24 protein-coding genes are annotated in these 19,721 nt (G+C 63.0%); 14 read left to right on the top strand and 10 right to left on the bottom strand.

The annotated features are described in order from the left end of the window. Window positions 1-66: 66 nt before the first annotated feature. The 5 genes from mnmG to hemE form a co-directional block, all read right to left on the bottom strand. The gene (gene mnmG, locus IC608_RS13515) at window positions 67-1,929 is read right to left on the bottom strand and encodes a tRNA uridine-5-carboxymethylaminomethyl(34) synthesis enzyme MnmG (protein ID WP_191776484.1); all 1,863 of its coding nucleotides are present in this window, start codon (window positions 1,927-1,929) and stop codon (window positions 67-69) included. A gap of 63 nt (window positions 1,930-1,992) precedes the next feature. After that, window positions 1,993-3,282 (bottom strand): tRNA uridine-5-carboxymethylaminomethyl(34) synthesis GTPase MnmE, encoded by a 1,290-nt coding sequence (gene mnmE / locus IC608_RS13510; RefSeq protein ID WP_191776481.1) that lies wholly within the window; start codon window positions 3,280-3,282, stop codon window positions 1,993-1,995. A gap of 16 nt (window positions 3,283-3,298) precedes the next feature. Beyond that, window positions 3,299-4,564 carry a transcription termination factor Rho gene (rho, locus tag IC608_RS13505; RefSeq protein WP_191776478.1) on the bottom strand — a complete coding sequence of 422 codons (1,266 nt, stop codon included), beginning with the start codon at window positions 4,562-4,564 and terminating at the stop codon, window positions 3,299-3,301. A 186-nt stretch (window positions 4,565-4,750) separates the two neighbouring features. Continuing rightward, complete coding sequence (hemJ, locus tag IC608_RS13500) at window positions 4,751-5,176, bottom strand: protoporphyrinogen oxidase HemJ (protein WP_191776475.1); 426 nt, start codon at window positions 5,174-5,176, stop codon at window positions 4,751-4,753. Between the two features lie 9 nt (window positions 5,177-5,185). Further along, window positions 5,186-6,220, bottom strand: coding sequence for a uroporphyrinogen decarboxylase (gene hemE, locus IC608_RS13495; RefSeq protein ID WP_191776472.1), 1,035 nt, complete (start codon window positions 6,218-6,220; stop codon window positions 5,186-5,188). A gap of 442 nt (window positions 6,221-6,662) precedes the next feature. On the opposite strand from hemE, the gene IC608_RS13490 reads away from it, so the two are divergent. The 4 genes from IC608_RS13490 to dnaQ are packed head-to-tail and all read left to right on the top strand — an operon-like array spanning window position 6,663 to window position 9,402. Continuing rightward, window positions 6,663-7,271, top strand: coding sequence for a Maf family protein (locus IC608_RS13490; protein WP_191776469.1), 609 nt, complete (start codon window positions 6,663-6,665; stop codon window positions 7,269-7,271). Next, window positions 7,268-8,095 carry a shikimate dehydrogenase gene (locus tag IC608_RS13485; RefSeq protein ID WP_191776466.1) on the top strand — a complete coding sequence of 276 codons (828 nt, stop codon included), beginning with the start codon at window positions 7,268-7,270 and terminating at the stop codon, window positions 8,093-8,095. The genes IC608_RS13490 and IC608_RS13485 overlap by 4 nt, the downstream gene beginning before the upstream one ends. Window positions 8,096-8,098: 3 nt before the next feature. Continuing rightward, window positions 8,099-8,695 carry a dephospho-CoA kinase gene (gene coaE / locus IC608_RS13480; protein ID WP_191776463.1) on the top strand — a complete coding sequence of 199 codons (597 nt, stop codon included), beginning with the start codon at window positions 8,099-8,101 and terminating at the stop codon, window positions 8,693-8,695. Continuing rightward, on the top strand, window positions 8,695-9,402 hold the full coding sequence (gene dnaQ / locus IC608_RS13475) for a DNA polymerase III subunit epsilon (RefSeq protein WP_191776937.1): 708 nt from the start codon (window positions 8,695-8,697) through the stop codon (window positions 9,400-9,402). The genes coaE and dnaQ overlap by 1 nt, the downstream gene beginning before the upstream one ends. Window positions 9,403-9,462: 60 nt before the next feature. Here the strand turns inward: dnaQ and secB are convergent, their stop codons facing one another. Together secB and IC608_RS13465 are read right to left on the bottom strand one after the other, a co-directional pair. Continuing rightward, window positions 9,463-9,978 (bottom strand): protein-export chaperone SecB, encoded by a 516-nt coding sequence (secB, locus tag IC608_RS13470; RefSeq protein ID WP_191776460.1) that lies wholly within the window; start codon window positions 9,976-9,978, stop codon window positions 9,463-9,465. 81 nt (window positions 9,979-10,059) lie between these two features. Further along, window positions 10,060-10,527 carry an FxsA family protein gene (locus tag IC608_RS13465; protein ID WP_191776458.1) on the bottom strand — a complete coding sequence of 156 codons (468 nt, stop codon included), beginning with the start codon at window positions 10,525-10,527 and terminating at the stop codon, window positions 10,060-10,062. 168 nt (window positions 10,528-10,695) lie between these two features. Between IC608_RS13465 and IC608_RS13460 the strand changes: the two genes are divergently transcribed. The 3 genes from IC608_RS13460 to IC608_RS13450 are packed head-to-tail and all read left to right on the top strand — an operon-like array spanning window position 10,696 to window position 12,382. After that, window positions 10,696-11,412 carry a Tim44/TimA family putative adaptor protein gene (locus tag IC608_RS13460; protein ID WP_191776455.1) on the top strand — a complete coding sequence of 239 codons (717 nt, stop codon included), beginning with the start codon at window positions 10,696-10,698 and terminating at the stop codon, window positions 11,410-11,412. Window positions 11,413-11,435: 23 nt separating this feature from the next. Beyond that, the gene (locus tag IC608_RS13455; protein WP_191776452.1) at window positions 11,436-12,017 is read left to right on the top strand and encodes a Smr/MutS family protein; all 582 of its coding nucleotides are present in this window, start codon (window positions 11,436-11,438) and stop codon (window positions 12,015-12,017) included. Further along, entirely contained in the window at window positions 12,014-12,382 is a 369-nt protein-coding gene (locus tag IC608_RS13450; protein WP_191776449.1) for a helix-turn-helix domain-containing protein, read from the top strand. The genes IC608_RS13455 and IC608_RS13450 overlap by 4 nt, the downstream gene beginning before the upstream one ends. 163 nt (window positions 12,383-12,545) lie before the next feature. Here IC608_RS13450 and hslU read toward each other — a convergent pair whose 3' ends face one another. Genes hslU through hslV form a run of 3 tightly spaced genes read right to left on the bottom strand, consistent with a single transcriptional unit; the run spans window position 12,546 to window position 14,931 of the window. Next, window positions 12,546-13,859: an ATP-dependent protease ATPase subunit HslU gene (gene hslU, locus IC608_RS13445; RefSeq protein ID WP_191776444.1), complete on the bottom strand. Its 1,314-nt coding sequence runs from the start codon at window positions 13,857-13,859 to the stop codon at window positions 12,546-12,548. Continuing rightward, complete coding sequence (locus tag IC608_RS13440) at window positions 13,856-14,374, bottom strand: GNAT family N-acetyltransferase (protein ID WP_191776442.1); 519 nt, start codon at window positions 14,372-14,374, stop codon at window positions 13,856-13,858. The genes hslU and IC608_RS13440 overlap by 4 nt, the downstream gene beginning before the upstream one ends. Further along, window positions 14,371-14,931, bottom strand: a complete 561-nt coding sequence (hslV, locus tag IC608_RS13435; RefSeq protein WP_191776439.1) for an ATP-dependent protease subunit HslV — start codon at window positions 14,929-14,931, stop codon at window positions 14,371-14,373. The genes IC608_RS13440 and hslV overlap by 4 nt, the downstream gene beginning before the upstream one ends. A gap of 472 nt (window positions 14,932-15,403) precedes the next feature. On the opposite strand from hslV, the gene hisB reads away from it, so the two are divergent. The 7 genes from hisB to IC608_RS13400 all read left to right on the top strand — a co-directional run bounded on the left by hisB (window position 15,404) and on the right by IC608_RS13400 (window position 19,721). Then, window positions 15,404-15,991: an imidazoleglycerol-phosphate dehydratase HisB gene (gene hisB, locus IC608_RS13430; RefSeq protein ID WP_191776437.1), complete on the top strand. Its 588-nt coding sequence runs from the start codon at window positions 15,404-15,406 to the stop codon at window positions 15,989-15,991. A gap of 214 nt (window positions 15,992-16,205) precedes the next feature. Beyond that, window positions 16,206-16,562: a DUF2628 domain-containing protein gene (locus tag IC608_RS13425; protein WP_191776434.1), complete on the top strand. Its 357-nt coding sequence runs from the start codon at window positions 16,206-16,208 to the stop codon at window positions 16,560-16,562. Next, the gene (hisH, locus tag IC608_RS13420) at window positions 16,559-17,212 is read left to right on the top strand and encodes an imidazole glycerol phosphate synthase subunit HisH (protein WP_191776431.1); all 654 of its coding nucleotides are present in this window, start codon (window positions 16,559-16,561) and stop codon (window positions 17,210-17,212) included. Before IC608_RS13425 ends, hisH begins: the two co-directional genes overlap by 4 nt. 238 nt (window positions 17,213-17,450) lie before the next feature. Then, window positions 17,451-18,179, top strand: coding sequence for a 1-(5-phosphoribosyl)-5-[(5-phosphoribosylamino)methylideneamino]imidazole-4-carboxamide isomerase (hisA, locus tag IC608_RS13415; RefSeq protein ID WP_191776428.1), 729 nt, complete (start codon window positions 17,451-17,453; stop codon window positions 18,177-18,179). After that, window positions 18,176-18,502 (top strand): hypothetical protein, encoded by a 327-nt coding sequence (locus IC608_RS13410; protein ID WP_191776425.1) that lies wholly within the window; start codon window positions 18,176-18,178, stop codon window positions 18,500-18,502. The genes hisA and IC608_RS13410 overlap by 4 nt, the downstream gene beginning before the upstream one ends. 94 nt (window positions 18,503-18,596) lie before the next feature. Further along, complete coding sequence (gene hisF / locus IC608_RS13405; RefSeq protein ID WP_191776423.1) at window positions 18,597-19,397, top strand: imidazole glycerol phosphate synthase subunit HisF; 801 nt, start codon at window positions 18,597-18,599, stop codon at window positions 19,395-19,397. A gap of 9 nt (window positions 19,398-19,406) precedes the next feature. Next, window positions 19,407-19,721: a phosphoribosyl-ATP diphosphatase gene (locus tag IC608_RS13400; RefSeq protein WP_191776420.1), complete on the top strand. Its 315-nt coding sequence runs from the start codon at window positions 19,407-19,409 to the stop codon at window positions 19,719-19,721.

Below are 19,721 nucleotides of genomic sequence, written 5' to 3'. Positions count from 1 at the left end.
CCCTCTCTACGTCCTCCAATGGCCGCGAAAAGAACTTCCCATATCGTTCGACATTTGCGCGCCGCATCAACTTGCACGTTTATGCTGTTCTTGCCGAATGACGGAGAGCAGCAGGGTGATGGCTGCGGGCGTCATGCCATCGACCCGCTGTGCCTGAGCAAGCGTCTGCGGCTGCGCAACCTGAAGCTTCTGCCGCAGTTCCATCGACAGACCAGGGATGCCCATATAGTCAAGACCGACTGGGAGAGCCCTTTGCTCGCCCCGCTTGACATCCTCCACATCTCTGCGCTGCCGCTCCAAGTAGACCGCATACTGCGCGTCAATGGTCAATTGTTCCGCCGTTTCCGGAGCGATGTCCAGCACCTCCGGCCAAAGCGCCGCGAGTTGGGCAAACGAAATATCGGGATACGCGAGCAATTCATAAGCTGACCTGCGCTTTCCATCCTCATTGACGGTGAGGCCCTGGCGTTTGGCATTCGACGGAGTGGTGGTGAGAGTTTGGAGTAGCTTGCGGCCTTGATCGAGGCGATCTTGCTTCTCTCGATAAACTGCAAGCCGTGGCTGCCCGACCAGCCCATGTTCCGCCGCAAGGCTGGTGAGGCGCTGATCGGCGTTGTCTGCTCGTAGATGCAGGCGAAACTCTGCCCGCGAGGTGAACATTCTATAGGGCTCAGAGACGCCTCGGGTGACAAGATCATCCACCATGACCCCAAGGTAGCTTTCGGTTCTGGACAACACCATCGCCTGCCGTCGTTCCGCTGAAAGAGCCGCGTTGGCACCCGCCAGCAGACCTTGCGCAGCAGCTTCTTCGTAACCAGTTGTCCCGTTGATCTGTCCAGCGAGGTAAAGTCCCGGCTGCCTCTTCACCTCCAGCGTTGGGCGTAGCTCCCGAGGATCGACGTAGTCATACTCAATAGCATATCCCGGTCTGACGATCCGGACGTTCTCCAAACCGGGCATAGAGCGCAGAAACTGCTCCTGAACCTCTGCTGGTAGCGACGTCGACAGTCCATTCGGGTATATGGTGGGATCGTCCAAACCTTCGGGCTCGAGGAAAATTTGGTGGCTGTCGCGATCGGCGAAGCGGACGATCTTATCCTCTATGGACGGGCAGTATCGGGGGCCTCGGGACTTTATGCGACCCGAATACATCGCGGACCGATGCAGGTTGTCCGAAATGATACGGTGCGTTTCCGCCGTAGTGTGCGTGATGTGGCAGGAAATTTGTGGGGTCGTGATTCTCGCGGTAAGCGCAGAAAACGGTTCGGCCGGGTCATCTCCGGGTTGCTCCTCAAGAACCCGAAAATTGATCGTTGTGCCATCAAGTCGCGCCGGCGTTCCTGTCTTCAGGCGCCCAAGGGCGAGGCCAAGGTTTTCAAGACGTTGAGACAGGCCAAGGACGGGTTTTTCTCCCAGACGCCCTGCAGGAACCGTCTCCTCCCCCCGGTGAATGAGGCCGCGGAGAAATGTACCAGTGGTCAGGACAACCGCTCTGCATGTGATGTGTCGCCCATCAAGCAGGCTGACGCCGCTAACGACACCCCCTGAGGTCGTTATGTCTTCGACCTCGCCCTCAATCACGGTCAGGCTTGGGGTTAGCTTTATCGCCGCCTGCATGGCTGCTCGATACAGTTTTCGGTCGGCCTGGGCGCGAGGACCGCGCACGGCAGGCCCCTTCCTCCTGTTTAGAACGCGGAACTGGATACCTGCCTCATCCGCCACCCGGCCCATCAGTCCGTCCATGGCGTCTATTTCGCGCACCAGATGACCTTTCCCCAAGCCACCGATGGCCGGGTTACAGCTCATTTCGCCGATCGTACCAAAGCTATGCGTCACTAAGGCCGTAGCCACGCCGAGGCGCGCTGAGGCTGCGGCGGCCTCTGTGCCTGCATGGCCTCCGCCAACGACGATGACAGCAAAATCACTCATAAGATGCTCTTCAAGGTTTCACGTGAATCCGTGCCTCACAAAGGACAGGATGTTTCACGTGAATCATTTTCCAATGCAGAAGCTCGAGAACAACCGGTCGAGCACGCGTTCAGGATCAAGACGCCCGATCAGTCGCTCGAGGCTTGCGGAAGCCAGCCGTAAATCTTCCGCCGCGAGCTCCCACTGCTCAATCCGCTTACCTGCCGATACAACGGCATCCAGAGCTTCTGTCAGGGCCTGACGATCCCTCTCGTGAGAGATGACGGACGGTTCGGCACCTGTCAACGTGCTCCCGCGTTGTTGCAGCAGGGCAATGAGCTCGCCGATGCCCTCTCCAGTAACGGAAGAAACGCTTGTGGCGCCGACCGGATGAGCAAGATCAGACTTTGTGTGAACAACGATTACATTCGAGGCAAAAGGCTCTGGCTCGGTGCTTTCGACATCCGGGGCGACCAGCCAGAGAACAATATCTGCATCAGCAATGGCTCTCCGTGCTCGCCGTACCCCCTCGGCCTCGGCGAGACTGTCCGCGTCCCTCAGCCCGGCAAGATCAAGTAGCAGGTAAAGCTGGCCCGCTATGTCCAGAGGAACTTCTCTGACGTCGCGTGTGGTGCCCGCTTCAGGCGAGACAATAGCCACGTCCGATTGAGAGAGCGCATTGATAAGACTGGATTTGCCCGCGTTCGGCGCACCAGCAATAGCCACACGGATCCCTTCACGCACGATGCGGCCGCTGGACAACGACAGCAGCGCGGTGGTGAGAGAGTTGACTAAGCCCGCCAACTGATCCTGAAACGCACCAGGAAGTGACTCTTCCACGTCGCCTTCGTCAGAAAAATCCAGACGGGCCTCCAGCTCCGCCCGCAAATCCAGAAGTTCGTCGCGCCAGTTGTCGATCATCGCCGTAAATCGGCCGTCGTAGCGGGCCAGCGCCTGCTGGCGCTGGCTCTCTGTCTCAGCCGACAAGAGATCGCCGAGGCCTTCCACCGAAACCAGATCAAGCTTGCCGTTTTCGAACGCGCGCCTCGTGAACTCCCCGGGTTGAGCCAGCCGCAAACCAAACTCTGATAATTGCCGAAGAATGGCTTTTACGCCTGCAGGAGACCCGTGGACGTGGAGCTCAACGCAATCCTCGCCCGTGAAACTGGCTGGGCGCGGAAAGAACGCCACCAGTCCTTGGTCCAGCCTTGTGCCAGCGCCGATAGAGCGTAGGGCCAGTGTTCGAGGCGGCGGGACCTCGCCGGCCATGAACGACAGCGCCTCCCGAGCCTGCGGGCCCGAGAGGCGGATAACGGCGACGCCGGAAGGAGGTGCTCCGCTCGACAGAGCCATGATGGTGTCGCGCGAGGTCATGGCAGCTGCCAGGCCCCTATGTGTTCATTGAATCGAAGAAATCCGAGTTGGTCTTGGTCTGACGGATCTTGTCCATGAGGAACTCCATCGCGTCGATCGTCCCCATCGGATTGAGGATGCGGCGGAGCACGTACATCTTCTTGAGGATGTCGCTCTCCACCAGCAGCTCTTCCTTTCGGGTGCCCGACTTGGTGATGTCGATGGCCGGGAACACGCGCTTGTCGGCCACCTTACGGTCCAGCACGATTTCCGAATTGCCGGTGCCCTTGAACTCTTCGAAGATCACCTCGTCCATGCGGCTGCCGGTATCGATGAGGGCCGTCGAGATGATGGTGAGCGATCCGCCGCCTTCGATGTTACGTGCCGCACCGAAGAAACGCTTGGGGCGCTGCAAGGCATTGGCATCGACACCACCCGTCAGCACCTTGCCGGAGCTTGGCACGACGGTATTGTAGGCGCGCCCGAGACGCGTAATGGAATCGAGCAGGATCACCACATCGCGCTTGTGCTCGACCAGGCGCTTGGCCTTTTCGATCACCATCTCGGCCACCTGGACGTGGCGGCTTGCCGGCTCATCAAAGGTCGAGGAAATGACCTCACCGCGCACAGAGCGCTGCATATCGGTCACCTCTTCCGGCCGTTCATCGATAAGGAGAACAATCAAATAGCATTCGGGATGATTGGTTGCGATAGACTGTGCAATATTCTGCAACAGAACCGTCTTACCGGTCCGCGGGGGCGCAACAATCAGCGCGCGCTGACCCTTGCCCAGCGGCGCTACCAAGTCAAGAATACGCGCCGAGCGGTCCTTGCTGGTGGGATCGGCTAGCTCCATGCGCAGCCGCTCCTCCGGGTAGAGGGGCGTGAGGTTGTCGAAGTTGACCTTATGGCGGACCGCCTCAGGATCCTCGAAATTGATCGTGGAGACCTTCAGCAGCGCGAAGTAGCGTTCGCCTTCCTTGGGAGAACGGATCTCTCCCTCGACAGTGTCACCCGTACGAAGCCCGAAGCGTCGAATCTGGGAAGGACTGACGTAGATGTCGTCGGGACCGGGAAGATAGTTGGCATCCGGAGAGCGAAGAAAGCCGAAACCGTCTGGCAAGACTTCAACAACGCCTTCGCCGACGATGTCGATATCCTGCGCCGCCAATTCCTTGAGGATCGCGAACATCAACTCCTGCTTGCGCATAGTGGAGGCGTTCTCGACACCGGATTCTTCGGCGAAGGCCAGCAATTCGGCGGGCGACTTAGCCTTAAGCTCGCTGAGCTTGATATTCTGCATGGATGCGTTTGACCCGTTTAGGGAAGGCGAAATGGAAAAGCTGGGGAAACAGGCACCGCGCTGCAACCGGGGAGGTCGCGCTATTCTGGGGTCGCCTACTCGGTCATTTAACCTGTTCGGCATCGCCTTTCAAGGCTCAAAACCTGCTGGGGGCGGCGATTTACGTGAAACCGTGGTGTTTGGGCGCTAGAAGGGCTTCACGATGACCATGATGACAATCACGATCATCAGCAGCGTCGGGACTTCGTTCAGCACACGGTAGTACTTTTGTGGCTTGTCATTGGCGTCGGCAGCGAACGCCTTGAGATGGTGTCCGTAGAGGCCGTGTATTCCGGACATCGCGATGACCATGACCGCCTTCACCCAGGGCCAGACTGAACCCCAATCGACGATGCCGAGCGCTACCATCCAAAGCCCGAAGATCCAGGTCGCGATCATGGCCGGGGTGATGATGCCGCGGAACAGCCGCCGCTCCATGATCTTGAAGGTCTCCGACTGCACCGACAGTCTTTCGGCCGTGGTGTGATAGACGAATAGCCGCGGCAGGTAGAGCATCCCCGCCATCCACGCGATCACCGAGATCACGTGCAGTGCCTTGATCCACTCGATCATCAAATGCCCCTAAGTCTTCTTTACCAACTCGACCAGCCGCTCCATGTGGCTGATCGGCGTATCGGGCACTATGCCGTGCCCCAGGTTGAAAATATGCGGGCGATCCGCAAAGGCAGCGATGATTTCGGCAACCCGGCCCTCCATCGCTGCGCCGCCCACGAGCAGGCGTAACGGATCAAGATTGCCTTGGACGGGGAGGCCTGCGTCTAACACCGATGCCGGATAATCAAGGGGAGTGGAGTAGTCGAGCCCCAGCGCATTGACGCCGGTTTCGTGCGCGTACCGGCGCAGGTTACCGGCCGCTCCCCGAGGAAATCCGATCACGGGCGCATCGGGAACGCGCCTGCGCAGCCCTTCGACGATGCGCCGGTTAGGCTCGATGACCTGGCGGGCAAAGGCTGCATCGTCGAGGTTGAGGGCCCAGCTTTCGAACAGCTGCACAACATCGGCCCCTGCAGCGAATTGGGCGGCAAGGTAATCGATGCTGGCCTCCACCAGAACGTCCAGCAGTCGATCGAAGGCTTCGGGATGCTCAAGCGCAAAGCGCCGAGCCACCCATTGGTCCGGAGAACCTCGACCTGCGAGCATGTACGTCGCCACGGTCCAGGGAGAGCCACAGAAGCCAATCAGCGTCTTTTCCTGAGGAAGGGCCGCCCGAACGCGCTTCAGCGTCTCCAGCACGGGCTGGAGGTGCTCTTGCGCCCGAGCGAGATCGAGACGGGCGATGTCCTTTGCTCCAAGCGGATCGAGGATCGGGCCCTCTCCGACTTCGAAGCGTACCGGCTGGCCCAGAGCGTCGGGGATGACTAGGATGTCGGAGAAGAGAATAGCCGCATCGAGGTCGAACCGCCGCAGTGGCTGGAGGGTCACCTCGGCAGCCAGTTCCGGGGTGTAGCAGAGGTCAAGGAAACCTCCCGCCTGCTTCCGGGTTTCGCGATATTCAGGCAGGTATCGCCCAGCCTGTCGCATCACCCAGATCGGGGGTCGGCCCTGGCGCTCGCCTTTAACGGTCGCCAATAGGGGCTTGTGGGCCACAAGGCTCATTGGATCGCCCCCTTCAAAACCCCAAAAGAGATTCTTTTCTTTAGCTTCTTTATTTTCATAACGGTGTTTTGCTGTAATTCGGCGCCGTCCACAATCGTCCCTCTGGCGACAGTTGCGCGCAGCATGGGCATTAACGCCCTGTTAACTCCTGTGGCGCGGATGCCTGGTCGTCGCCTCCCCGAAAGGGTTAACGGGTCGTTAAGGTGGCCGACTCCCGAGTCAACGATTCGATTTTTGGCTGTGCACGAGCCATGGAATATCCGGTGGCCGGCCGGCAGCATCTTTCCACAGGCCTTTCCAAGGGTGGCAAACGACGGTCGCCGAAACGAGCTGTTAATGTTTTCTTAGCCAAGTCGAACAAGTTCTGCCTCCGGTCAAACTTACGAGTCTTTCCCCCAGCGCTCTCTTGAGCTGTGGAGGACAGTGTGGATAAAAGAGCCCTATGCTGATCCTCGCCTCCGCCAGCCAGACGCGAAAAGACTCGCTCTCTCAAGCGTTTGTCCCTTTCAAAAGCGTTCCTGCTCACGTGGACGAGCGGAGCCTCGAAGCTGACGCTCTTGCGACCGGAGCCGACGCCCGCGACGTTGCTCTCGTGTTGGCGCGGGCCAAGGCCGAAGCCGTTTCGGCGGCGCATGCTGGTGCATTGGTGATCGGGTGCGACCAGACGCTGAGCCTTGGCACCGCGCTTTTGCACAAGCCGTCCGATCGTGCAGCTGCCGCGGCCCAGCTGACATTGCTCCGCGGCAAGACGCATCGCCTGCACGCCGCCGTAACGCTGGTACGGGACGGCCGGCTGATGTGGTCGGATGTGCAGACGGCCGAGCTCACCATGCGCAGCTTCTCGGATGCCGAACGCGACGCCGTCCTCGACATGGAGGGGGACGCGGTGCTGGCTTCGGCGGGTGCGTATCGGTTCGAGGGACCGTCGATCCGGCTGTTCGAGACGGTGCACGGGGACTATTTCACCATTCTCGGGCTTCCCCTCTTGCCATTGCTGGGGGCGCTGCGCGAACTGGCGCCTGACCTTCTCGAACAGCAGGCACGGCCGTGAGCACAAAAGCCTTTGTCATCGGGCACCCGATCGCCCATTCGCGCTCGCCCTTGATCCACGGGCTGTGGCTGCGCGAGCACGGCATCGATGGCAGCTACGAGCCGATCGATGTGGCGCCGGAGGATCTGGGCCGGTTCTTCGATCGCCTGCGCACCGGCGAATTTGCCGGCGGCAACGTGACCATTCCCCACAAGGAGGCGGTGTTCGACCTGTGCGACGACGTCGACCCGCTGGCCCGCACCATCGGGGCGGTGAACACGCTGGTGGTCGATCAGGGGCGCGTCTCGGGCAGAAACACGGACTACCTCGGGTTTCTCGGCAATCTCGACGCCGGCGCCCCCGGCTGGTCGGAGGGACTCGATGCGGCCCTGGTGATCGGAGCGGGCGGCGCCTCCCGGGCCATCCTCGTGGCTCTCGCGAGCCGCAATATCCCTGTGGTGCTCGTCAACCGCACCCGGGAAACGGCCGATCGCCTCGCGGCCGAAATCGAGGGACAGATCACCGTCGCGCCGATGGACTCCATCAACGAGGTGGCGCCCCATGTCGGCCTTTGCGTCAACACCACGTCGATCGGCATGCATGGCACGCGCTTTGAAACCTTCGATCTCGCGCGACTGCGGCCCGATGCCCTGGTCACCGACATCGTCTACGCGCCGCTGGTGACGCCGCTCCTCGCCGACGCGGCTGCGCGTGGTCTGCGGACGGTGGATGGCCTCGGCATGCTGCTGCATCAGGCCGTGCCCGGCTTTGCCGCCTGGTTCGGGGTGACGCCGAGCGTGACGCCGGACCTGCGGCGGCGCATCGAAGCGACGCTGGACCGGTAGCCGATGTGGAAGATCGGCGTCACCGGCTCGATCGCCACCGGCAAATCCACTCTCCTCGAGGCGTTCAAGAAGCACGGCATTCCGACCTTTTCGGCAGATGCCGCGGTGGCCGAACTCTATGCCAGGGAGGCCGTGGCACCGGTCGAGGCCCTGTTCCCCGGGGTGGCCAAGGCGGGCGCCATCGATCGCGGGGAACTGGCCCGTCGCCTCGCCGCGGCGCCGCAGGATTTTGCAAGTCTGGAAGCGGTGGTGCATCCTCTGGTGCGCAAGCGGATTGCGCGGTTCCTTTCTGAAAGCGAATCGGCGGGCGCTATCGCGGCAGCCGTTGAGGTGCCGCTGCTGTTCGAAAGTGGCTACGACTACGGCTTTGACGCCATAGCCGTGACGCATGTCGACGAGGCGATCCAGCGCGAGCGGATCATGGCACGGCCGGGCATGACCGTGGAAAAGCGCGATGCGCTGCTTGCCCGGCAGATGCCACAGGCCGAAAAGAAAGCACGGGCAACCTATCTCTTCGATACGGGGCGCCCGCGCCAGGAGATCGACGAGATGGTTGCGGCGCTCGTGGCGGCCATCCGTGCCAGACAGGAACGCACATGATCCGGGAAATCGTCCTCGACACCGAAACCACGGGCCTTTCGCCCGCCGGCGGGGACCGCCTGGTGGAGATCGGCTGCGTCGAGTTGATCAACCACATTCCGACCGGACGGACGCACCACGTCTATATCAATCCCGAGCGCACCATGCCGGAAGAGGCGTTTCGCGTGCACGGCCTCAGCGATGCGTTTCTGGCCGACAAGCCGCTGTTCAAGACGGTGGCGCAGGCGTTTCTCGACTTCATCGGCGACGGCACGCTGGTCATCCACAACGCCGCCTTCGACATGGGGTTTCTCAACGCCGAGCTCGAATGGGCGGGTTTTCCGCCGCTCCGCAACGAGGTCATCGATACGGTCATGGTGGCGCGCCAGAAGCACCCCGGCGCCCGCGTCAGCCTCGATTCGCTGTGCAAGCACTACGGCATCGACAATTCCCGCCGCACCCTGCATGGCGCCTTGCTCGACAGTGAAATCCTCGCCGAGGTCTACCTCGAACTGATCGGCGGCAAGCAGGTGAGCCTGGCGTTGGTGGAAGAGGTGGCGATCGTCCAGACCAGCTTCGGAGCCGGACGCGTCGAGGCCCGGCGGCGTCCGCAGCCGCTCCCTTCCCGCGTTACCGATGCCGAGGCAGTGGCCCATCATGCCTTTGTCGAGAAGATGGGCAAGGGTGCCATCTGGACGCAGTATGCGATCAGCGAGGCGGCCGAGTAGAAGCGGCAAAAAAACCCCGGCGCGAGACCGGGGTTTTGGCATTTCGGACCGTCACGCGGGTCAGTTGGGCTTGGCGCTACCATCGGCCGGAGCCGCGTTGCCCTGCTGGGCTGCAAGTTTGGCGAGGTTCTGGCGATAGATGGCGGCGAAATCGACCGGCTCCATCATCAGCGGCGGGAAGCCGCCCTGCTGCGTGATGCTGGCCAGCACCTGGCGCGCGAACGGGAAGATAAGCCTCGGGCATTCGATCATCAGCAGACCCGACAGCTGCGCCTCGGGGATGTTGCGCAGGCGGAAGATGCCGCCATAGACCAGTTCGACGTTGAACAGGACCGTCTCTTCGCGATTGGCCTTCGCATTGAGCGTCAACTCAACGGCGTAGACTTCGTCGCTCTGCTTCTTGACGCCGACCGAGATGGAGACGTTGAACGCCGGGTTGCTCGCGCCACCCATGAGGGAAGCGGGCGCGTTGGGGTTCTCGAAGGACAGGTCTCGGATATACTGGCCCACGAGGTTCATGCTGGGCGGGTTGCCAGGCTGCTGCGGGGCGCCTTCGCCCTGGGTTTCGTCGGCCATGTTCTTTTTCCTGCTTGTCCTGGACGCACAAATACTGTGGGTGGCTAGCATCTTTGTCCTGGAGGGACAAGCATCAGCCCTTTAGCGCCGGTCGCCGCGCCAGTTCTCGTCGTCGAGCTCGATGATTTCGGGCTGGCCCAGTCGCGGGTCTTCCGGATCGAAGCCGCGGCGGTATGTCGTCGTGGTGGTGTCGACGACGCGCACGCGTCTAGCGAGAGCGCCAAAGATCCAATGGCGGACCGGCGGCAGCAGCAGGGCCAGCGCGGCGATGTCGCTGAGGAACCCGGGCAGCACCAGAAGCAGCGCGGCAAAGCCGATCAGCATGGCGTCGAACATTTCGCGCCCCGGCAAGGCGCCGGCGTTCATGCTCGAGCGCATGCGGGCCACGACACCCAGACCTTGCTGGCGCAGCAGCAGGGCGCCGCCAACGGCCGCCAGAATAACCAGAGCCAGAGTGGGAAAAAGGCCGATGCTGCGGCCGACCAGGATGAAGACGGCGATCTCCAGGAGGGGCAGCAGAAGAAAACAGAGGGCAATCAGTCGGGCCACGGCGCCGGCTCCTTGGGCTCTGGGTTGGCGAGAGGCGCGGCAAATAATCCTTCGCCCCATCGTGAACTGGTTTTGAGTTCAAGTCTTCCCTATATATAGGTCGGCTTTGGCGTGGAACGAGCGCCAGGGGCGATTTATCGCCACATCCCGTGCAAGGTGACTGGTTTCATGGACGATTTTCTCGATCTGCCCACCCTTATCGCCATCGTCGTGGCGGTGTTCGTGCTGTTCCGGCTGCGCTCGGTCCTGGGCACACGGACGGGCAACGAGCGGCCGCCAGTCGATCGCAGCCGTTCGGTGCGCAACGAGAAACCCGCCGACGATACGGTGACCCCGCTGCGTCCGCGGCCGGCCGAGCAACCGGACCTCGATATGGAACGCCGGGCCCGCAAACTTGAGGCCGAAATCGAGCAGGCCGCCCCGGGCAACGAGGCACTGGCCAATGGTCTGCGTACCGTCGCTGCGGCCGACCCCACCTTCACCCCCAAATCCTTCCTCGATGGCGCCAAGCAGGCCTATGAGATGATCCTCACCGCCTATGCGGAGGGCGATCGCCAGACGCTCAAGAACCTTCTTGAGAAGGATGTCTTCGAGGGTTTCCAGAAGGCCATTTCCGATCGCGAAGCGGCTGGCCAGAAGGTCGACTTTACCTTTGTTGGCCTTCCCAAGGTCGCCATCGTGCATGCCGAGGATGACCGCAAGCAGGTGTCGGTGACGGTGGATTTCCACGCCGAGGTGGTTTCGGCCACGCGCGACAAGGATGGCAACCTGATCGAGGGCAATGCCGACAGCGTCCAGACCGTCGCCGACGAGTGGACCTTCGCCCGCAATCCCAAATCGCGCGACCCCAACTGGAAGGTCGTGGGGACGAGCCAGCTCGACTGATCGAGCGCAGGCGGGCCAAGGCGATGTCCAAACGCGACACTAGGCGCCTGCCGCACGACTTCCATCTCTGGACCAGCGTTGCCGCGACCGTGGAGCCCCTGCGCCGCAAGGGTCTGCTCAAGCTGGGGCACGGGACGCTTCCCGGGTTGGAGGAGAAACCACCCGCGCCGGAAAAGCCGTCGCTCAAGCCCCTTGCTCGCGGAACACCTTTTCTGCCCGCCTATCAAGCTCCCGCGCCGCGTGGAGCGACCCCCGACAAGGCCGTGGATCCGGCCATTCATCGCAAGGTCCGGCGGGGTCGGATCGAGATTGACGGCACCATCGACCTCCACGGCATGACCCAGGCGGAAGCCCGCGAGGCCTTGCGCCGCTTCATCGGCGCTCGCGCGTCAAAGGGTGAGCGCACCATTCTGGTGATAACCGGCAAGGGCGCCAGAACGGACAACGATTATATTGCGGCCATGAACGAGCGGGGAATACTGCGCACCATGCTGCCGATATGGCTTTCGGAGCCGGGCCTTGCGCATCTGGTGACCGGCTGGAGCGTTGCGGCCCGTGGACATGGCGGGGAGGGGGCGTGGTATGTGCGCCTGCGCCGGGCATGACCCCGCTGGGCGCGAAACTTCGTGCAATGCGGGAAGCCCGCGGCATCTCGCTCAAGGAGATGGCGGCCGCACTCAACGTCTCGAGCGCCTACCTTTCGGCGCTGGAACATGGCAAGCGCGGGCAGCCCACCAGTTTCCTGCTTCATCGCATCATCGCCTTTTTCAACGTCATCTGGGACGAGGCCGAAGAACTCCAGCGTCTGGCGGAAATCTCCGACCCGAAAGTCACCATCGATACCGGTGGGCTGACACCGGAAGCAACCGAACTGACCAACCGGTTGCGCGATGATATCGGACGGCTCGAGGCCGAGGATTTGCGGTACTTGCGTGACGAGCTGGTGCGGCGGGCGGGCCGGAAGCGGTAGGCGGGACCATCTTGATCCGTCATCACCCGGCTTGTCCGGGTGATCCAGCTTTCCATCCGCAGCGGCGGAGATGGATTGCCCGGACAAGCCGGGCAATGACGGTGGGCGGGGGGCTTCGGTGCATGATGGCCTCTAGTGCGTGCGGCCTTCGATGGGCGCCCTCTTAGAGCACGAACTTGCTCAGGTCTGTGTCCTTGGCCAGGGCGCCCACCTTGTCGCGCACGAAGGCGCCGTCGATGCTGATCGTCTGGCCGGCCTTGTCGGGCGCGTCGAACGAGATTTCTTCGACCAGCCGCTCCATGACCGTCTGCAACCGCCGTGCGCCGATGTTCTCCACGGTGGAATTGACCTGCACGGCCGCATCGGCGATCGCCTCAATGGCGTCCTGGGTCACGCTCAGCGTCACCCCTTCCGTGCCCATCAGCGCGATGTACTGCTTGATGAGGCTGGCTTCGGTGTCGCTGAGAATGCGGATGAAGTCCTCGCGGGTGAGCGCCTTGAGTTCCACCCGGATCGGCAGGCGACCCTGCAGTTCGGGCAAGAGGTCCGAGGGCTTGGACACGTGGAACGCGCCCGAGGCGATGAAGAGGATGTGGTCGGTCTTGACCGGGCCGTACTTGGTCGAGACCGTCGTGCCCTCGATGAGCGGCAGCAGGTCCCGCTGCACGCCCTCGCGGGACGGTCCGCCGACGACGCCGCCACCGCCCTCGCGGGCGGCGACCTTGTCGATCTCGTCGATGAAGACGATGCCGTGGTTTTCGACGAGCTCGATGGCTTCGGCCTTGAGCTGGTCCTGGTCGAGCAGCTTGTCGGCCTCTTCGGCGATCAGGGGCTCATAGGCATCCTTGACCTTGATCTTGCGCTTGACGCCGCGCCCGCCCATGGCCTGCTTGAACATGTCGGAAATATTGATCATGCCGATGCCGCCACCCTGCATGCCGGGGAAATCGAAGCCCTGCGGCATGGCCGGGGTCATCTCGATCTCGACTTCCCTGTCGTCGAGCTCGTTGTTCCGGAGCTTGGTGCGGAAGCTGTCGCGCGTCGAAGGCGTGGCGGAAGTCCCCACCAGCGCATCGAGCACGCGCTCCTCGGCATTGTGGTGGGCTTGCGCCTCGACATCGCGGCGGCGCTTGTCGCGCAGCACGGTGATCCCGGCTTCCACCAGGTCGCGCACGATCTGCTCCACGTCGCGGCCGACATAGCCCACTTCGGTGAACTTGGTGGCTTCCACCTTGACGAAGGGCGCCTGGGCGAGGCGCGCCAGACGACGGGAAATTTCCGTCTTGCCCACGCCGGTCGGCCCGATCATCAGGATATTCTTGGGGGTCACCTCCCGCCGGAGATCGGGTGTCAGCTGCTGGCGCCGCCAGCGGTTGCGCAGCGCGACAGCCACCGCGCGCTTGGCGTCAGCCTGGCCCACGATGTGGCGGTCGAGCTCGGAAACGATCTCGCGAGGGGAAAAATTGGTTTCGCTCATTTCTGGTCTCCAGGTGCCTTGTCGAGGAAGCGCACCATCAAGTGTTCGTCGATGTATCGACCGTTCACGAAGAGATAGCGGGGCTCGGTGCCATAGGTCTTGAAGCCCAGCCTTTGGTAAAGTCTGATCGCCGGCAGGTTCTCTGACCAGACGCCCAGATGGACCTGCAGCACCTCTGCCCTGGCGTGCTCCAGGAGGTGTTCCACCAGGGCCTGCGCCATCCCCGTGCCGCGATGTTCGGGGCGCACATAGACCTGGATCATCCAGCCCCGATGGCGCTCCTTGGCACCGTCATGGCGCATGAAGGCGTTGATGCCGCCCACCGATCCATCCGGCAGGACCGCCGCAAAGATGGTGAGGGCGTCCAGCGTCTGCACCAGCTCCGCATCGGACTTTCGCGCGAAGGCTTCGGCCGTCGAGACGAAAGCCTCCGGATGGTCGGACAGCGCCTTGTGCCGAATGGCGCGATAGGCGTCCCGGTCCTGCGATCCGAGCCGGCGGATGACGAAACTCACGCGTCGAGCTCGATGGCTTCGAGGGTGACATTGCTGTTGGTATAGACGCAGATTTCCTCCGCGATCCTCATGGCACGGCGCGCGATCTCCTCGGCATCCAGGTCAGTCGACTGGTGCAGGGCCAGGGCCGCCGAAAAAGCATAGTTGCCGCCCGAGCCGATGGCGATGACGCCATGATCGGGGGTGAGGACGTCGCCATTGCCGGTGAGGACCAGCGTATCGGTCTTGTCCGCGACGATCATCATCGCCTCGAGCTTCCTCAAATACCGGTCCGTACGCCAGTCCTTGGCGAGTTCGACGGCCGCCCGCATCAGCTGGTTCGGATATTGCTCGAGCTTGCCTTCGAGGCGCTCGAACAGGGTAAAGGCATCGGCGGTCGAACCGGCAAACCCGCCGATGACCTTGTCGCCGGCGAGACGCCGCACTTTCTTGGCCCCGTGTTTCATCACGGTCTGGCCCATGGACACCTGGCCGTCACCGGCGACCACGACCTTGTTGCCCTTACGGACAGACACGATCGTCGTCCCGTGCCAGCCGGGAAAGTTGTTATCACTCATGGGGAGGGTACTCCGAACTGTTGAGTGATATTTAGGGGCCTCGGCAGCGATTGCAACCGATGCTTGCCCATCCCTGCCCGGCCATGCCGAAGCGCCGCGCCGCCAGAGGCGGTTCGGTTGGTGCAGCGTGCATGTGGCGAGACGCGCCCCAGGTAATTTTTAGTGTGTGAGGCACGCCTCGCCACATGCGCCGGGGTTTCCGGTATCGCGGACTATGGGCCGCCGCACAAAGCAACGGACCTCCACGAACCCACGGAGCGACGAACCTCTCCGCTCCCGGCTGCCTTCTCACAAGCCGGTTCGCGCGACCCCGCTGTCCGTGAGTTGGTGCGCCAAGGATAGTGCGGCTGCAATGGGCGGGGAGAGATTTGAGAGATTGGCGGCCACGCGATGGCCGCCCGCACGCCCTAACCCAATCTTCACGCGCCTCTGGCTATCTGCTAGGGAGCGACCAGTTCGGAGACCGCCGCCCATGCGCACTGCCAAGATCGCCCGCAAGACCAACGAGACCGAGATTTCCGTCTCGATTAATCTCGATGGCACCGGCGCGCATGCGATGGAGACGGGCGTCGGGTTTTTCGACCACATGCTCGACCAGCTCTCGCGCCATTCGCTGATCGACATAGAGGTCTCTTGCAAGGGCGACCTCCACATCGACAGCCACCACACGGTGGAAGACGTGGGCATTGCGCTCGGCCAGGCGATCCGCGAGGCCCTGGGCGACAAGAAGGGCATCCGCCGTTATGCCAGCTGCGACCTGCCAATGGACGGCACGCTGACCCGTGCCGCGCTGGACGTGTCGGGCCGCGCCTTCCTCGTCTTCAAGGCCGAGTTCAGCCAGGGCAAGATCGGCGATATCGACACCGAACTCTTCCGCGAGTTCTTCCAGGCGCTGGCCATCAATGCCGGCATCACGCTGCATATCGAGAACTTCTACTTCGACAACAACCATCATCTGGCCGAGTCGATGTTCAAGGCGGTTGCCCGCGCACTGCGCGACGCCATCGAAATCGATGCGCGCGCCGGTGACCGGGTGCCCAGCACCAAGGGGACTCTGTAAGCCTGGGGCGGCGCCGCTTTCCCTTCTCCCGTGAGGGGAGAAGTTGGCCCGACAAGGCCGAATGACGGGTTCAGCCTCAAGCTTTGCCACGCAGCTTTCACCCCTCACCCTGACCCTTTCCCCTGAGGGGCGAGAGGACGCAGGAACCGTTGCCCTTCCCCCGTCCTGCATTTTGCACTAAGTGGACCTCGATCAGCCCTTGGAGTGTCCCCCTTTGACCCTCTACGCCATTCTCAAGCCCGCGCCCGGCAGTGCCTTGTTGCCCGAAGCTGTGGCGGACAAGTTCTCGTGGTTCGCGTTCTTTCTGCCGCCCATCCATGCGCTGGTGCACGGGCTCTGGGGCCAACTGGTGGTCGTGGTGATCGGGCTGATCGCCGTGTTTGCCGCGGGCTGGTTTGCCGGGGGCGAAGCCGCCTTCTGGCTTTACGTGCTCCTTGCCGTCTCTGCAGGTTTTGCCACGCCCGGCTCGCAACGGCGGACGCTGCGGCGCCGCGGCTATACACTCACCGGCTATCGCGTCGCCTCCGACCCGGATCTGGCGCGGCTGGATGCGATGGAGGCGCGGGCATGAGCACGGTGGCCATTATCGATTACGGCGCGGGCAATCTGCGGTCCGCGGCCAAGGCCTTTGAGCGCGTGGCCGGCGAGCTGGGCCGGGGCGATATGATTGCCGTGACCGACGATCCCGAGTTCGTCCGCAAGGCCGATCGCATCATGCTGCCCGGGGTCGGTGCCTTCGCCGACTGCATGGCGGGCCTCAGAGCCGAGCCGGGCATGATCGAAGTGCTGGACGAGAAGGTGATCCGGGGCGGCACGCCCTTCCTCGGCGTCTGCGTCGGCATGCAACTCCTGGCCAGCGAAGGCCGCGAAAAGGTCGTGACGCGGGGCTTGGGCTGGATTCCCGGCGCTGTTGAAAAGATCGCGCCGGCCGACCCGTCGCTCAAGATCCCGCATATGGGCTGGAACACGATCTCGATCGTGCAGCCGCATGCCCTGCTGGCCGGTATCCCCGACGGGCCGGACGGATGGCACGCCTATTTCGTCCATTCCTATCACCTGCAGACCGACGACCCGGCGACGCTGATGGCGACGACCGACTATGGCGGCACCGTCACCGCCTGCGTTGGCCGCGACAACATCTTCGGGACTCAGTTCCACCCGGAAAAGAGCCAGGCGCTGGGCCTCAAGCTGATCGAGAATTTTCTGGGGTGGACGCCGTAATGGTGTTGGTCGCCTCTCTTCCTCTCCCCATCGGGGAGAGGTGGCTCGGCGGAGCCGAGTCGGTGAGAGGGGCTCTCTCCACCCTCGCTGGAGCTGCCATTCGAGCGCAGCTCTCATGGCCTTCTCGCCTCAGATCGCTCCGCTGGAGCGATCTGCGCTACGGGTCGGCTCGAAGCCCCTCATCCGGCGCTACGCGCCACCTTCTCCCCGATGGGGAGAAGAATAGTCGGAGCCACCAATGATCCTCTTCCCCGCCATCGACCTCAAGGACGGGCAGTGCGTGCGCCTTAAACTCGGCGACATGGATCAGGCCACCGTGTTCAACGACGATCCGGCCGCACAGGCGAGGGCATTCGAGGAGCAGGGGTTCGAGTATCTCCACGTGGTCGATCTCAACGGAGCCTTTGCCGGCGAGAGCGTCAATGGCGCGGCGGTGGAGCAAATCCTCAAGGCGGTGCGCTTTCCCGTCCAGCTGGGCGGCGGCATCCGCACGCTGGCGCATATCGAAAGTTGGCTGGACAAGGGCCTGGCCCGTGTCATCCTCGGCACCGTCGCCGTGCGCGATCCGACGCTGGTCAAACAAGCCGCCGCGACATGGCCGGGCCAGGTTGCCGTCGGCATCGACGCGCGCGGCGGCATGGTGGCGGTAGAAGGCTGGGCCGAAACCTCGGAGCTGTCCGTGATCGAGCTGGCCAAGCGCTTCGAGGGCGCGGGCGTCGCCGCCATCATCTACACCGATATCGACCGCGATGGCGTGCTGGCGGGCATCAACTGGGATGCGACCCTGGAGTTGGCGCGGGCAACCAGTATTCCGGTGATCGCTTCTGGTGGCCTCGCCTCGATGGACGACATCGAGCGCATGACCCGGCCCGAGTATCAAGTGCTCGAGGGGGCCATATCCGGTCGCGCCCTTTATGATGGCCGCATTGATTCACGTGAAGCACTGGCGAGGCTGAGGGCGCGATGAACGCCGCGGCGGCACCGCGCTTTCCCTGGTGGGTCTATGGGCTGCTGCTGGTGGTCATCCTGCTCTTTGCGCTGGCTCCCGTCATTTCCGTTGTCATTGCCAGCTGGCTGGCCGAAAGCAATGGCTGCACGCTCAACGAAGGCAGCATCAATTCCTGCATGATCGGCGGCAGCGATTGGGGCGGCACGCTCTACACCTTGTTCGTGCTAGGCTGGTTCGCCCTTGCCACCCTACCCCTGGGCGGCGGCGCGCTGATCGTCTGGCTGGTCATCCTCATCATCCATCGCCTCGCCTGGCGGCGCATGCAGAAGGCATCACAATGAGTTTGAAAACCCGCATCATTCCCCGCCTCGACGTCGCCTGCCCGCGCCGGCCGCAGCGCAGCGAGGACGCGCAGTCGAAAGAAGGAAACCGCCGGTGAGCCTCAAGACCCGCATCATTCCCTGCCTCGACGTCGCCGGTGGCCGCGTGGTGAAAGGCGTCAACTTCGTCGACCTCGTCGATGCCGGCGACCCGGTGGAAGCCGCCATGGCCTATGACGCGGCCGGGGCGGACGAGCTGACCTTTCTCGACATCACCGCCAGCCACGAAGGGCGCGACACCATCTTCGACGTCGTGGCGCGGACGGCCGAGCATTGCTTCATGCCAGTGACGGTAGGTGGGGGCGTGCGCAGCATCGAGGACATCCGCAAGTTGCTACTGGCGGGCGCCGACAAGGTTGCGATCAACTCGGCCGCCGTCAACGACCCAGATTTTATTGCCCGCGCGGCGGACAAGTTCGGCAACCAGTGCATCGTGGTGTCGGTCGATGCCAAGCAGCGGCTTGATGCGAAGGTCGGCGGCGACAACCGCTCGGAGTGGGAAATCTTCACCCATGGCGGGCGCAAGCCGACCGGCCTCGACGCGGTGGAATTCGCCGCCCGCATGGTCGAGCGCGGGGCGGGAGAACTGCTCGTCACCTCCATGGACCGGGACGGCACCAAGTCGGGGTTCGACCTGAAACTGACGCGCACCATTGCCGACAGTGTCGAAGTGCCCGTGATCGCCTCGGGCGGGGTGGGGAGCCTGCAGGACCTGGTGGACGGGGTGACCGAAGGCCACGCCAGCGCCGTCCTTGCGGCCAGTATTTTCCACTTCGGCACGTTCACCATTGGCCAAGCCAAGGGCTATATGGCCGCGCACGGCATCGCCATGCGGCTCGATTCCGCCGCCGCCTGAGGAGCAGACATGACCCTGGAAGAGCTCGAAGACCGGATCGACCAACGGGCCAGTGCCTCGCCGGACGAAAGTTATACGGCCAAGCTGATCGCCCGGGGCATGTCCAAGGCGGCGCAGAAACTGGGCGAGGAGGCGACCGAAGCGGTGATCGCAGCGGTCACGGGCGATCGCGATGAACTGGTCAAGGAAAGTGCGGACGTGCTCTACCATCTTCTGGTGGTGCTGCGCGCCGCCAACCTGCCGCTGGCCGAAGTGATGGCTGAACTCGACGCCCGCACGGCACAATCGGGCCTGGCTGAAAAAGCCAGCCGCAAGGCCGAGTGA

It is taken from the genome of Devosia oryzisoli (assembly GCF_014837245.1).
In the GTDB taxonomy this organism is placed as follows: Bacteria; Pseudomonadota; Alphaproteobacteria; order Rhizobiales; family Devosiaceae; genus Devosia; species Devosia oryzisoli.
The sequence above is the reverse complement of the archived record's forward strand: the minus strand, read 5'-3'. Positions and strand labels throughout refer to the sequence as shown.

What these genes read in the sequence shown, in the direction of transcription:
- mnmG (WP_191776484.1), bottom strand. Translation starts at nt 1,929, where the DNA reads ATGAGTGATTTTGCTGTCATCGTCGTTGGCGGAGGCCATGCAGGCACA.
- mnmE (WP_191776481.1), bottom strand. Translation starts at nt 3,282, where the DNA reads ATGACCTCGCGCGACACCATCATGGCTCTGTCGAGCGGAGCACCTCCT.
- rho (WP_191776478.1), bottom strand. Translation starts at nt 4,564, where the DNA reads ATGCAGAATATCAAGCTCAGCGAGCTTAAGGCTAAGTCGCCCGCCGAA.
- hemJ (WP_191776475.1), bottom strand. Translation starts at nt 5,176, where the DNA reads ATGATCGAGTGGATCAAGGCACTGCACGTGATCTCGGTGATCGCGTGG.
- hemE (WP_191776472.1), bottom strand. Translation starts at nt 6,220, where the DNA reads ATGAGCCTTGTGGCCCACAAGCCCCTATTGGCGACCGTTAAAGGCGAG.
- IC608_RS13490 (WP_191776469.1), top strand. Translation starts at nt 6,663, where the DNA reads ATGCTGATCCTCGCCTCCGCCAGCCAGACGCGAAAAGACTCGCTCTCT.
- coaE (WP_191776463.1), top strand. Translation starts at nt 8,099, where the DNA reads ATGTGGAAGATCGGCGTCACCGGCTCGATCGCCACCGGCAAATCCACT.
- secB (WP_191776460.1), bottom strand. Translation starts at nt 9,978, where the DNA reads ATGGCCGACGAAACCCAGGGCGAAGGCGCCCCGCAGCAGCCTGGCAAC.
- IC608_RS13460 (WP_191776455.1), top strand. Translation starts at nt 10,696, where the DNA reads ATGGACGATTTTCTCGATCTGCCCACCCTTATCGCCATCGTCGTGGCG.
- IC608_RS13455 (WP_191776452.1), top strand. Translation starts at nt 11,436, where the DNA reads ATGTCCAAACGCGACACTAGGCGCCTGCCGCACGACTTCCATCTCTGG.
- IC608_RS13450 (WP_191776449.1), top strand. Translation starts at nt 12,014, where the DNA reads ATGACCCCGCTGGGCGCGAAACTTCGTGCAATGCGGGAAGCCCGCGGC.
- hslU (WP_191776444.1), bottom strand. Translation starts at nt 13,859, where the DNA reads ATGAGCGAAACCAATTTTTCCCCTCGCGAGATCGTTTCCGAGCTCGAC.
- hslV (WP_191776439.1), bottom strand. Translation starts at nt 14,931, where the DNA reads ATGAGTGATAACAACTTTCCCGGCTGGCACGGGACGACGATCGTGTCT.
- hisB (WP_191776437.1), top strand. Translation starts at nt 15,404, where the DNA reads ATGCGCACTGCCAAGATCGCCCGCAAGACCAACGAGACCGAGATTTCC.
- hisH (WP_191776431.1), top strand. Translation starts at nt 16,559, where the DNA reads ATGAGCACGGTGGCCATTATCGATTACGGCGCGGGCAATCTGCGGTCC.
- hisA (WP_191776428.1), top strand. Translation starts at nt 17,451, where the DNA reads ATGATCCTCTTCCCCGCCATCGACCTCAAGGACGGGCAGTGCGTGCGC.
- IC608_RS13410 (WP_191776425.1), top strand. Translation starts at nt 18,176, where the DNA reads ATGAACGCCGCGGCGGCACCGCGCTTTCCCTGGTGGGTCTATGGGCTG.
- IC608_RS13400 (WP_191776420.1), top strand. Translation starts at nt 19,407, where the DNA reads ATGACCCTGGAAGAGCTCGAAGACCGGATCGACCAACGGGCCAGTGCC.